We start from the raw sequence: 13,418 nt of genomic DNA, 5'->3' as shown, positions 1-13,418 counted from the left end.
TTCTACTTCTAAGATTAAGAAATATTAGGTAATAACCCGAATGCTGCTATTCGTTTTTTGGTGTTGAAATAATTTGATTGACCGAAGTGTCCAGGTTTTCCCAGGTTTTTTGAAGCTCAGTCAAAAAGACATTTCCCTCGGGTGTCAGAGAATAGTATTTTCTCGGAGGTCCTGCGTCGGACTCTACCCATTTGTAGGTAGCCAATCCGGAATTTTTTATTCGGCTTAGGAGCGGATACAAAGTACCTTCCACAATGATCAATTGAGAACTTTTCAATTCTTCGATCAAATCTGTTGCATAGACTTCGCCCCTGGCAATAATGTGTAACACACAAAATTCCAGAATTCCTTTCCGCATTTGTATTTGGGTGTTTGAAGCTTTCATAATTAATTAATTAGTACCATTCTTTTTTAGGAATACGCTTTTTAATGGTGGCTTCCTGTAAATGCATACCAAGAAAAATAGTACCAACTTTTTATCAGGTACCATGTATTACCTAATTCTGCCGAGTACCAGGTATCAAACCCAGACAGGATCTGTTGTAAGACACGCAAAATTAGGGTTTAAATGCGGAATTGGCATGGTGAAAAACACTGATTCCTATTCAATAAAAATCACCAACTTATGGAGAAAGACAATAAGCATAAAGTAAAGCGTACCTTCATCGAACAATTTACTGTTCACTTTTGAACATGGGCGGGCAATTCTATCAGAAAATTTCAATTTTAGCATATTTCGATTGGTTTTTTCTTTTTACTTTGCAGGATAATTATTATTTAAACTCATGGTTTTCAGGGCATATTTTTGTGTGATGGTCGGAATGGTGCTGGGGGGGGCAGTAGGTGCTCAGGGGATAGCTCCCAAGTATTCCAATGAATTTTTAAACATTGGCATTGGAGCCCGAGCGCTGGGAATGGCAGGAGCACAGGTGGCGGCGGTAAATGATGTAACGTCGGCTTACTGGAATCCAGCTGGGCTGATAGGTGTCGCTCACGAACACGAATTCTCGCTAATGCATGCCGAGTATTTTGCTGGAATTGCCTCCTATGACTACGCAGCATACACCACTAATATTCAGGAAGATAACCAGATAGCGGTGTCCCTGATCCGGTTTGGTGTGGATGACATTCCGGATACCCGATTTTTGTACGATGCTAATGGGGCATTGAATTACAACAATATTCAGTATTTCAATGCAGCGGACTATGCCCTGATTCTAAGCTATGCCCGGGATATGAGCGATCGATTTAAAATGGGATTCAATACAAAAATTATCCACCGCAATGTTGGGAAATTTGCCAAGGCTTGGGGATTTGGCCTGGATTTCGGTGCTATTTACCTTTTTGATGGCTGGAGATTTGGATTGATGGGTAGGGACATTACTACCACCTTCAACGCCTGGTCCCACAATGCAGCGATGGTTAGGGATATTTACGCACAAACGCAGAATGAGGTGCCAGTAAATAGCATTGAACTTACTTTACCCAGGGCGATTTTTAGTGTGGCTAAGAATTTTAACCTGAATACTGACATGCGGTTACTTACGGTTTTGGATTTAAATTTTTCATTTGATGGACAACGTCGTGCCCTTTACGGAAGTCCGGTTTTCAATCTGGATCCAAAAATAGGAGCAGAGCTGGCGTATAAGGAAACCGCCTATTTTCGCATCGGAGCGGGCAATTTCCAACGATTAGAAAATTTTGATGGCACGCGATACACCTCCATCCAGCCTGGATTTGGATTGGGATTTCGGGTTAGCGAAAAGGTGCTGATAGATTATGCGCTCACCGATATAGGAAGTATATCAGAAACGCCCTTTTCTCATGTTTTTAGTATAAAGGTTTCTTTGAACCCATTAGAGGATGATTTTAGAATTTATGGAGGTTGGGAGAACAATTAAGCAGTTAATAAGAAAATATTCTTTAGTTTTAGGGTTATTTTCCATTCATTTTTTGGTGCAGGGGCAGGTTAACCAATGGATAGATTATGATCGGGATTATTATAAAATACCTACGGCTACTGATGGGGTGTACCGATTAAGTTATACCACACTTTCTGCGTCGGGTGTTCCCATAGGGGCAATAGATCCAAGAGAAATCCGAGTGTATCATAGAGGGAGAGAAGTGGCGGTAAACATTCAGGGAGAAGCTGATGGGAGCTTTGACCAGGATGATTACCTGGAATTTATTGGCAGGCGAAACGACGCGAGTCTGGATGGAGGATTGTACGAAAACCCGGATTGGATTCCAAATCCCCATTATAATACGTACAACGATACGACTGCTTTCTTTCTAACCATTTCTCCGGGAGAAAGGGGAAACCGGATGGAGACTATTTTGCTGGAAGCTGGTATGGAGGATGCGCCTAACTATCAAAAATCCGAATTGGTCCAATTTTCCGAGCAATATGCAATGGGGAGAGTTTATTTCCCAGGGGTGAGGTTATCTGTTTACGACGAGGGACAGGGATGGACCTCATCCATTCTTTCGAGAGGCTCGAGTAGGTCCATTACATTTACCGACCTGGGTACGGTAGTGGAGCAAGGAACTCCCAGGTTGGAAATAAGCTTGCTGGGCAGATCAGAAACGCCCCATTTATCGGCGGTACAGGTAGGCCCTTCTGTCAATGAGCTACGGGAATTGGGACAATATAGCTTTGAGGATTTTCAAAGCTGGGTAATTGACGAGAATTTACGGGTTTCTGATTTCTCCCCTGAAGGAAACCTGTTTGTACGAATTACTTCTTTGGGAGAAAATAATGCAGTGGATAACATATCCATAAATTATACCAGGGTGAACTACCAGTCAGGGATAAGATCGGGGGATTTTGATAGAGAGGTTTTCAGCTATGAGGAGGGTGGAAAAAAAGTAAGCATTTCTGGCGTCAATGATACTTATCTGGCGTTCGAAATAGAGGATATCTACAACCCATCAACGTTGGAATTGGCCCGATCAGGGGGGACAATAGTATTCCCCGTCGGTGTCAGCGGGAGGTCTGGAAAAGTAATGCTTCTACGTCAGGAGCAGGTCATAGAGCCAAATGTTTTAAAGAAGGTACGATTTAGAAATTTTTTGGATCAGAATGCCAATTATCTCATCATCTCCCACGAACTTCTAAAGAGGCCGGCCACCAATTATGGTGATCCGGTAAGTGCTTATGCTTCCTATCGGGCAACTCCGGCCGGAGGTAGTTTTGACACCTTGACGGTAACCGTTCAGGAGTTGTACGATCAGTTTTCATTCGGAGAAAAAACGCCTTTAGGTATTCGTAACTTTTTAAAAGTGTACCAAAAACGCTTTAATCCTGAATACTTGCTTTTAATTGGTAGGGCCTATGGAATGATCAATACCCGCAGGCGGGGAGGAGAGACGTATTTTTACCGGGATAATCCTTCCCTTTTTGAGTTTCAGGAATTAGTACCGGCTTTTGGTTTCCCTTATTCTGACAATCGGTACGTGGTGGGTCTGGATCCTGAGGCGCCACTGGAGCAGCATATTGGTATCGGTCGTATTCCTGCGAGAACTCCGAATGATGTGGCCGCTTATTTGGATAAAATCAAGGAAAAAGATGCCCTTGGGGTCACAGAACCCTGGCAAAAAAACCTCATTCATCTCAGTGGGGGACGGTCCGCTTTTGAATTGGAACGGTTTTTTAATTTTCTAAACGGTTTTAAAGCAGTAGCAGAAGATATTTACCTTGGAGGAAAGGTGGAAACGGTCCGAAAGCGGTCCAATTCAACCACCGAGCTTATCAACATTTCGGATGAAATCAATCAAGGGGTTGGTTTGGTGACTTTTTTTGGTCATGCAGCGCCTTCCACGACAGATATTGACATTGGATTTGTAAGCGTCAATGAAATGGGATATCGAAACCAGGGAAAATATCCTGTTTTATTGTTGAACGGCTGCGACGCAGGAAATGCCTTTGGCGATGCGTACACCTTTGGAGAAGACTGGATCATTACCCCGGAAAGAGGGGCATCTAATTTTCTGGCACACGCCGATATTGGTATCGATGTATACCTAAGGAGGTACAGCGAATCTTTTTATGCCAAGGCCTTTGCCGACTCTTCACTAATCCACCAAAGCTTAGGCAAGGTAAAAATAGAAGCAGAAAAACTGCTTTATTCCCGGTATGGAAAATCGGAAGTAAACCAGTCACATGCCAATCAAATTATCATGCTGGGGGATCCTGCCTCCCGGATGTTTCCTGCTGATAAAGCGGATTATGCCCTTTATCCGGATGAGGTTCAGCTTCAGGGATTGGATGGGAATCCTTTGAATTCCCTTTCCGATTCACTTGAATTATCCCTGCTGGTACGAAATCTGGGCCGGGTGGATCTTGATTCTGTGACCTTAGATATTGAAAGGAGGTTGCCGGATGGTTCGGTAACGGTTCTGGACACCGAAAATTTAAAACCCGTTTTCAGGTTGGATAGTCTTTTCTTAACCATTCCCAACAGAGGGATCAATTCTTTTGGAGATAATTTGTTTACCATATCGGTGAACAAAGAACGAGAAGTGAATGAATTGACCTTTGTTAATAACTCGGTTTCGGTTTCGTTTTTTGTCCCCCTAAGTGGGACCCTAAATTTATTTCCATTGGAATATGGGATCGTCAACGAACCTTCGCTTGAATTAATAGCCCAGATGCCGGGCCTGGCAAGAGAAGAAAGAAATCTGGTAATCCAATTGGATACAGCGTCGGACTTTAGCAGCCCTAAAAGAAGGGAGGTAAGGATTACCACCAATAACCTGGCCAGGTGGAGAGTAGAGTTGTTTTCTGATTTGTCCTCGCAGGACTCACTTACCTTTTATTGGCGAACCCGATTTTTAGACCCGAGGGAGGGAGAAAATGCAGCTTGGAATGAAAGTAGTTTTTCCTTTATAGATAATGGACCGGAGGGCTGGACTCAGCGAAAACTTCCCCAATTTTCCAAAAATCAGTTGGATCGTATTAGCCTGAATTTGTCAGAGAAGGAATGGCAGTTTCAGGAGACTGCATTAAATATAGATGTATTTACTTTTGGAACAGAAACCGAGGGATATAGCGTGGAAAATACGCAAATTATGCTCAACGGAGTTTCTTACATTTTGGATACCTTCAATCGTTTCTGTCCGAATGGGTCGCTGGGATTGATGGCTTTTGATCACCAAACACTCGAACCCTACCTGCCAGTGCCCCTGGTTACCATAGATGTGCTGGATCCAAGGTCCTGCGGTCGTGTTCCGCAGGTGATCCAGAGTATTCGAAATGCTAATATTGTCAGGGAGGGTCAGACCATGCTGTTGGATTTTGTAGACGGTGTGAAAGCAGACGATTATGTGATTATTTTTTCAGTGGGGAATGTTACTTTTTCAGACTGGCCGGATGAAGCCTATTTGAAGTTAAAAGAATTAGGGGCCAATGAAGCCACCTTACGAAATTTACAGTCCGGTGATCCCTACATTCTATTTGGCAGCAAGGGAATGGCACCAGGTGAGGCCATAGAAGTGGTACCTGACCCCGAGGCGGTTTCTCCCAGGGAATCCCAGGTGATTACCTTTGAGACAGACATTACTGGTTATTTCCCTTCAGGAAGAATTCTTTCTCCAAGGATTGGTCCAGCTTCTAATTGGGTAAGTTTTTTCAATGAAATTAAGGAAAATGACTTATTTGCCGAAGAATACAGTAGCATGGATGTGGTTGGGGTTACCCCGGATGGCGGAGAGGTGTCCCTGCGTACAAATATCCAGGAAAAAGAATTGGATTTATCCGCTTTTGATGCTGAAAATTACCCCTTCCTCCGATTGAGGTATTCTCTCGAAGAGTTGGAGGAGGACAATTTGCCCCAACTATCCAAATGGCAGGTTAATTACACCGGTGTTCCGGAGGGGGTTTTAGTCTTAAAGGACAGACGAACGGAATCGATACTTCGTGAGGGAGAAGAAGACGAATTGGAATTTGATTTTGTAAATATCTCGAATTACGATTTCCCGGATTCCATCACCGTTGACTATACGTATCAAAATCAGGATCAACGAACCATCGTTAAGGGCAGCAAAAAAATTCCTGCTGTAAAGGCAAATTCCGTGGCGACCTTTACCTTACCTTTTGACTCCAAAGGCAGGGCAGGCAAAAACTCCCTAAACGTTTTTGCCAACCCCAGGATTTTTTCCGAGCAGTTATACAGAAACAACGTACTGGATTTGCCTGGTTTTTTCACGGTGCAAGGAGACAATTTAAATCCTATTCTGGATGTAAGTTTTGATGGCAGGTATATCATGAACGGAGATATTGTCTCCCCTACGGTGATTATCTCCGCCCTGGTAAAAGATGAAAATAAAATTTCTCTGAAAAAGGATACGGTGGGAATGGAATTGTGGATACGTAGACCCTGTGAAACATGTGATTTTGAAAAGATACCCTTCAGCAATCCGAAGGTGAAATGGTTTGAAGCCACCGAAAATTCAGATTTTAAAATTGAATATCAACCCGGCCCGCTGGAGGATGGGAGGTACACCTTCCGCATGAATGCGACGGATGCTTCGGGTAATGAAGCTGGTTCAGAACCCTATGAGGTTAACTTTGAAGTAATTAATGAAAGCCGGATTACTCATTTTTATCCGTATCCCAATCCCTTTAGCAGCAGTGTGCGATTTGTATTCACCCTCACCGGATCTCAGATTCCGGATGAAATAAAAATCCAGATCATGACGATTAGTGGAAAGGTAGTCAAGGAAATATTCCAGGATGAGCTGGGACCGGTGACCATTGGAAATAATATTTCGTCCTATGCATGGAACGGAAAAGATGAATTTGGAGATCAGTTGGCCAACGGGGTTTACATTTACCGGGTTTTGGTCAGGAAAGACGGCCAGTTCATGGAATTACGGGAAAGTGCCGGAGATAAAGCCTTTAAAAAAGGGTATGGGAAAATGTATCTACTTCGGTAGGTTCCTTGCAACCAGGATCAGGACTCCATCCTCAACCAGGGCGTTTAAAGATTCGTTTTCAGCTACGTTTTCCCAGAAGGAGTCTGGCTCGAAAATCACCAAAATCTCTTTACCTTCCCTGACTGAGGCCAATGCAATTTCTTTTTCCTCTTTTCTTTCGGTGGGACTTACCGCTTCATTCTTTCCGTCAACGAACCGGAAAGCAGGATCCAGGGGTATTACCTCCCTATCCATAAATGATAGCATTAGTTTTTCGGGGTGATCTGTTCGAATGGTTACCTGTTTATGAGTAAGTAGGGAAGAAATTTCATCTTTGAGAAGGCTGTTATGGAAGGATTTAGCTTCGGTAAGGGAGGCTACCCGGTCCCTTTGCCAAAGCAGCAGGTGTCCGATGAGGGTATGGCCGGCAATGAGTATAGCCAGTACGAGCAAGAGTCGCTTTTTTTCATTCCGTATGAGGACAATCCATAATGCCCAGGAAATTACCAAAAGATACGGAAATAAAGTCCGGTAATTGACCTCACGAAATCCGGCCCATTGTTGGAGGGTAAGAAAAAATAGGGAATAAATACTTCCGAAGAGCAATAGGGAGTAAAGTTTGTTTTCTCTTTTTCTTTGGTGGAATATCAGGAATACCCCTAAAAACCCTATCCAGCAGACTCCTAGAGCAAAGGCAAGTGCTCTGGGAATATATTGGCTTAGAGTGTCTGATATAATCAATCCAAGGGTAACCTGCATCCACGTAGCCAGGTTTTCATAAAAGAGATATAGGGCTGGCCAAATACCATTTCCCTCTCGCTGGGTTACATGAAAATGAAGGATGTTTTCCGGAATGGTCCATTGGTAACAGGCCCAGGAAACCAGTGTGGCTAATGCCACCAGCAGCCAGGATTTATTTCGTGAAATAAGGCTCCATATTAGTAAAAATGGAAAAAGAAATAGTGCATTTAATTTTACCCATATCAATAGAGCAGATAAAATAGCGATTGCCGGGAAATAGTGATTTTCTCTCTGGTCTCCCCAAATAAACAGGTAAAGCCAAAGCACTAAAAGCGCATAAAACAAACTATCTGCATGTGCACTGCCTAGCACCCGGAATGACCACCAGGACAGTAGGCTTAGTCCGAAAGAGAACAATACCCAGGGAAATGTTTTCCCCGCCTTTAGGGCAATTTTATATACTACCCAAAAAGATAGTCCGACAGCAATCAGGTTTGCAACCAGTATTTTATCAAATAATGGCAGGTAAGAAAGGGGCGGTTGGGCCAGAAGGAAAGGGTAAAAAGGAGATAAGGAGGATAGTAGGTTTGGGAATCCATGAATAATTCGCAAATAACTCAACGTGTCGGGGCTAAGGTAGGATCCGAATTTCCAAAAACTCACTATGGATGCTGCCAGCAACAAGCCAACCACTACTGCGAGTCCGGTCAACTGGTATTGACTACCTTTCGATGCGGCCGTTTTCTTTACGGTATCTAGTTCCTCCATTTTTTTTTTTTTATTGGATTCGTGCTATTCTTGAAATGAAAGGCTCTTCTATCAGATTGTAATTTATATAATTTATTTATGAATATTGCTTGTTATTTTCGTAAATTTATATTCAAATTCAAATAAATATTGTACTATATAGTCATTATCAGCAATTTCTTTTATAAGAAATTCACTTATTTGTATGCATTGGTTGGAAGGGGAGGTAGAAACAGGTACCAATGGTTTTTGTGATCAAACTAATAAATATATTTATTCAACGAAACATTTCTGTATTCAGGAGTTTCGGGTATCTTCTTGTGTTCGTTTTTGCAGGCCCACTGGAGAACGCTGCACAAACTTATGGCGGAGCAACTCAGATTTATACTGATTTTAATGGCTACTGGACATCAGCCGCCGGAGCTAATAATCCAGTACAGCCTGATGATTCACATCATTTACTGGGGTTTACCTGGCAGGGTACGGTTTATTCGACCGGTGTGGATGACGGACGTTTGATATCTGAAGGTGTTCCCCATTCTGAACAGATTTATCAGGCCTTTCCTGTCAGAAATATTCAGCCAAAAAGCTCAGGTACCTATATAGGTTTGGCCCAGATTTACGATGGAGTGGATGGAGGTATCTCGGATCCGCCACCATTTGGCGTACCACCCAATCTTTCTACTTTCCTTACAGATGGTCTTCAGGGCCTGGACTACGGCACAGGAGTAGCAAATATAGCGGCTGGCAACGTTATTTTTGATTTTTCAGGAATCATTGATCCCACTCAAATAAGTGACGGTATTCCTGATATTTTGGTGACCCAGTTTGCCGACCCAAGTTCTACACTGGATGAAATTTTTCTTACCGATGAAAATGGAAATCAAGTAGGGAATTCGTTAAGCATCAACCATACTACTATTGATATTTTGGGGCAGTGGTCTGCCGATTTTTATGAATTGGATGGTAATTCTGCGGCCTTTACTAAGAGTTCCCGGGATTTACGTCTATGGGTAGCGGAATTGGAATCCTTTGGTATTAACATGGGAAACTACCAGGGTGTTAGAAGTTTGCGCTATCGCTTGAACGGCAGTAGTGACCTGGCGTTTGCCGCATACAAAGTAGGCGTTTTTGATATTGTGGCAGCAAATAATGACGAAGGATTCACCAATCAGGAAGAGCCGGTAGTTTTAAATGTTTTGGATAATGATTTGCCTGCAGAAATCCTTGATCCAGCCTATTTAAGCATATTGGAGGGACCCCAAAACGGTACTCTTTCCATTAATTTAGACACTGGGGCTATAGAGTATACTCCAGCTTCTGAATTTTATGGGACTGATCAGTTTACTTATGAAATTTGTGGAGATGGTGGGTTGCAATGTGATGAAGCCCTTGTGACAATAGAAGTAAATCAGGTTACCCTTCCGGTGAAATGGATTGATTTTTCGGGACGTGTAATAGGAAATAGGGGGGTAGCTTTAAAGTGGGCAACGGCAAACGAAAAAAACTCTTCTTACTATGACATACAATCTTCTTTTGATGGGAAGAAATGGCGGGTGATGGGCCGTGTGGAAGGAGTAGGCTATGCTTTTACCCAGGTAAATTACAGCCACTTTGTCCCTGTTCAGGGAGCCGGCAGGATTTATTTCAGGCTTCGTCAGGTAGATCGGGACGGGCAATCAAGCTATTCTGAAATTTGGGCGGTGGAGCTTTTCGAACTTATGGAAAAGAAAGTACTGGTCTATCCTAACCCTGCTTTCTCTGAAATTAGGATAGACGGGTTGCAATTCTGTGAAAGCGAAATACGGATAGTAGACCTTTCAGGTAATGATTGTACTCATCTGGTGACAATTGAAAAGCCGATGCCATGTTCTGTTCGTCTTGAAATAGCCTCTTTGCCGGAGGGTATTTACCTTGCAAAGGTAGGGAATCAAACGTTTAAGTTTAAAAAGTTTTAGGTTTAGGCGAACTATGCTGGCTGAAGTGGCGGAAATTTTTTGTAGTTTTATTGGTTTGATAAGCAGTCTTACTATCAAACCAAAACCACATGCCAATAGTTAACACATGAAATCGAGCATGATGAAAACGTCACACAATGGGATGATTATAAAGCATGCGAGATTCTCCCGATTTAGTATCGGGACAGGCTATCCCGACCTTTGGTGCGGGACAGGTTATGACCGTTGAAAAAAATATAGACAGATGAAAACCAACCGAAGAAATTTGTTAAAAGGTTTGGGGCTAGGCTCTGTTGCGGCCTTAACTCCATTCAGCTCTTTTTCCAGTTCACCAAAAAAATCTAATTTTAGTTATTGCCTAAATACCAGCACTATCCGGGGGCAAAAGCCTGGACTCCGTAAGTATATAGAAATTGCTGGAGAAGCAGGTTATGATGGGATTGAGGTATGGGTAGAAGACGTAAAGCAGTATATCGCGGAAGGGAATAGCACAGCGGAGATTCGGGGTTTAATCCAGGACAACGGACTTCGGGTAGAAAATGCAATTGGCTTTGCGCCATGGATGGCGACAGACGAGGCTAAAAGTCAGCAGGGCTTTAAGCAAATGGAGGAGGAGATGTATATGCTGGCTGAAATTGGCTGTAAACGAGTGGCTGCTCCTGGTATTGGGGCTGAGGCTCCAGTGGATTTAATGATTGCCGGGAAAAAATACAAAGCTTTACTGAATCTGGGGAGAAAAACGGGAGTGATGCCTCAGCTAGAATTTTGGGGAGCATTTACCCCTTTTCATCATTTGGGTCAGGTGCTGATGGTGGCTGCTGTGGCCAATGATCCCGATACCCGGTTGCTCCCCGATGTTTACCATTTATTTCGTGGAGGTTCGGGGTTTGAAGGCTTAAAATTGATACATGGACAGGCGATAGAAATTTTTCATATGAACGATTTTCCAGCAGATATCCCCAGAGAGCAACAGCAGGATAAGGATCGGGTTTATCCCGGAGATGGGGTGGCACCTTTGCCACAGATTATCAGTGATCTGAAGCGAATGGGAGGAGATAAAGTACTTTCTCTAGAGCTTTTCAACCCGGCTTATTGGGAAAGAGATCCGCTGGAGGTAGCCAAAACTGGCTTATTGAAAATGAAAAACGCAGTGAAGGCAGTTTCTTGACTTTCTATCACGGTTTCAAACAGAAAAGGCGGTTATTATACCGCCTTTTCTGTTTGATTAAAATAATACCTGTTAATTTCCTCTCCGGGAACGTTGATTCGCTGGGGAAGGAGCGCTTCGTTGTGTTCTTTGCGTCCGGGGGGCTACCCTGGAGGATGATTCGCTCCTACTATTGTTTTGATAGCTTCTGGTAGGGCTAGGTGCCGGGGTGCGCCTGACATTCCTACTTTCTGTTGCAGCCGGGGCAGATCTCCTCACGGATGTATTTGGCCGGGGAGCGGATTTAGTTACCCTACCCTGAGAGGGACTGCTTGACTGCATCCTTTGGGTGGATGGTCTCGCCTGTCTCTGTACAGAGGAGGACGAAGGTCTGTTAGTCACCCGAGGTTGAGATGGAGCAGGGCGCACAGTTTGGGGATTCGAGGAATTATTCCGACGATTTACTGACGGATTTCTGCTTCCCGGAGCTGCTTGCAATCTCCTGTTAGTTTCGTTGGCACCCGATACCTGATTGTTTCTGTCCATTGACCGATTCGGAGAAAAGGTTCCCCTACTTTGATCCATTGCTGAACCGGACCTTCCGGACTGTCTTATGGAACGGTTAGCAGAGCGGCTATCAGGAGTAGGATTATTTCGAAGTACTTCTGACCTTACCCTATTTCCAGAAGAACTGTTGGGTTGCGTAGCTCGTCGTTCCGACCGGACTTGCTGACTACTACGGGCACTATACTCACTAGATGGGATATAGTTTTTTGGTCTGGAAACAACCTGATTTCTATTGCTTGCCTGAGTCCTTTGAACTTCAGGCCTGTAAAGGCGAATGCTGTTATTCGTGATAGAAGATCTACCAGGTCGTCGCTCTTCGCGTACTTCAAATACGGGCACATCCCTTCGGGTGACCTGCTGTAATTCCCTTCTACTAGGTCCGGCAACATAGCGCTGGTTATTATAGACATAGGTATTGTTGATCACCGTTGTTTGATTATAAATAAGGTTTACATTTCTTCCGGGGATGTAATACCGGTAAATATTTCTGCTAAGTAACCTTCTCCTGGGCACGAATACCCAGTGGGCATAGGCTGGAAAATGGACGGATGCATAAAATTGCGTTCTGGGACCTAATGGAAACCACCCGTAATAACCTCTACCAGTTCTCCAATTGACCCAGGCAGGACCCCATTCGTAGTCTGGAATCCACGCCCAACCATAAAAGTCGCTGTAAAACCACCTGCCGTAATGGAAGGGTGCCCATCCCCAATCATAGTTGGAGACCCAGGTATTGCCATAGGTTGACATTACCCAGTGGCCGTTGGTACGGTAGGGTTGGAAATCCCTTTCTGCATAGGGAATCCATATATATCCGTAATGTGGATCTTGCACCCAATCTCCATAAGGACTGAGTTCATCATAAAATACCTGAAAAGAAACGGCAACGGGAGTTGCCTGACTCACATTATTATTTATTCCAAAGACAAGTATCAATAGAGTGAGTAAGGCGTACCAGGAGGTTTTCTTTAACCGGGATGATTTGAATGTGTATGTTTTCATGGCACCTAATAATTGGTTGTATAACTTCATACGTCAATAAGTGTACCATGTTTCAAATCCGGTAAAAAACAAAAAAATATGCCCTTTTTTGAGCTTATGTAAAAAAATATAGAGATATTTTTAATAAAAAATAATATATTATTCTGTATTTTGGAAAGACTATTTTTTCAATAAATCAATTTTTTTTGCTACTTCCTCAGCCTCTGACATTAATTTGTCGGAAAGGCTACGGTTTTGATGAGAAGCCTTGTGGGCTTTTTCCAATAGACTTTTATAGGTATCCTGTAACTTTTCCATTTCTGTTTTCTTTTTGAATAGTCCGAACATATCTTTTTTTTTAT

8 protein-coding genes are annotated in these 13,418 nt (G+C 43.2%); 4 read left to right on the top strand and 4 right to left on the bottom strand.

The annotated features are described in order from the left end of the window. Positions 1–46: 46 nt before the first annotated feature. Positions 47–385 (bottom strand): PadR family transcriptional regulator, encoded by a 339-nt coding sequence (locus tag GKS34_RS10295; protein WP_163384732.1) that lies wholly within the window; start codon positions 383–385, stop codon positions 47–49. A gap of 400 nt (positions 386–785) precedes the next feature. Between GKS34_RS10295 and GKS34_RS10290 the strand changes: the two genes are divergently transcribed. Further along, a complete protein-coding gene (locus GKS34_RS10290) occupies positions 786–1,901 on the top strand; it encodes a putative type IX sorting system protein PorV2 (protein ID WP_163384731.1) in 1,116 nt (371 codons plus the stop codon). Next, entirely contained in the window at positions 1,864–6,936 is a 5,073-nt protein-coding gene (porU2, locus tag GKS34_RS10285) for a putative type IX secretion system sortase PorU2 (protein WP_240459269.1), read from the top strand. Before GKS34_RS10290 ends, porU2 begins: the two co-directional genes overlap by 38 nt. Here the strand turns inward: porU2 and GKS34_RS10280 are convergent. Beyond that, positions 6,925–8,424 (bottom strand): hypothetical protein, encoded by a 1,500-nt coding sequence (locus GKS34_RS10280; protein WP_163384730.1) that lies wholly within the window; start codon positions 8,422–8,424, stop codon positions 6,925–6,927. The genes porU2 and GKS34_RS10280 overlap by 12 nt on opposite strands. A 221-nt stretch (positions 8,425–8,645) precedes the next feature. Here GKS34_RS10280 and GKS34_RS10275 point away from each other — a divergent pair, with 221 nt between their 5' ends. Both GKS34_RS10275 and GKS34_RS10270 read left to right on the top strand, forming a co-directional pair. Next, positions 8,646–10,361, top strand: coding sequence for an Ig-like domain-containing protein (locus tag GKS34_RS10275; RefSeq protein WP_163384729.1), 1,716 nt, complete (start codon positions 8,646–8,648; stop codon positions 10,359–10,361). 244 nt (positions 10,362–10,605) lie between these two features. Then, complete coding sequence (locus GKS34_RS10270) at positions 10,606–11,529, top strand: sugar phosphate isomerase/epimerase family protein (RefSeq protein WP_163384728.1); 924 nt, start codon at positions 10,606–10,608, stop codon at positions 11,527–11,529. Positions 11,530–11,601: 72 nt separating this feature from the next. On the opposite strand, the gene GKS34_RS10265 is transcribed toward GKS34_RS10270, so the two are convergent. Further along, on the bottom strand, positions 11,602–13,077 hold the full coding sequence (locus GKS34_RS10265; protein WP_163384727.1) for a DUF6600 domain-containing protein: 1,476 nt from the start codon (positions 13,075–13,077) through the stop codon (positions 11,602–11,604). Positions 13,078–13,236: 159 nt separating this feature from the next. Continuing rightward, positions 13,237–13,404 (bottom strand): Lacal_2735 family protein, encoded by a 168-nt coding sequence (locus tag GKS34_RS10260; RefSeq protein ID WP_163384726.1) that lies wholly within the window; start codon positions 13,402–13,404, stop codon positions 13,237–13,239. Between the last annotated feature and the right edge of the window lie 14 nt (positions 13,405–13,418).

This window comes from Cyclobacterium jeungdonense, from assembly GCF_010994275.1.
GTDB lineage: Bacteria > Bacteroidota > Bacteroidia > Cytophagales > Cyclobacteriaceae > Cyclobacterium > Cyclobacterium jeungdonense.
The sequence above is the reverse complement of the archived record's forward strand: the minus strand, read 5'-3'. Positions and strand labels throughout refer to the sequence as shown.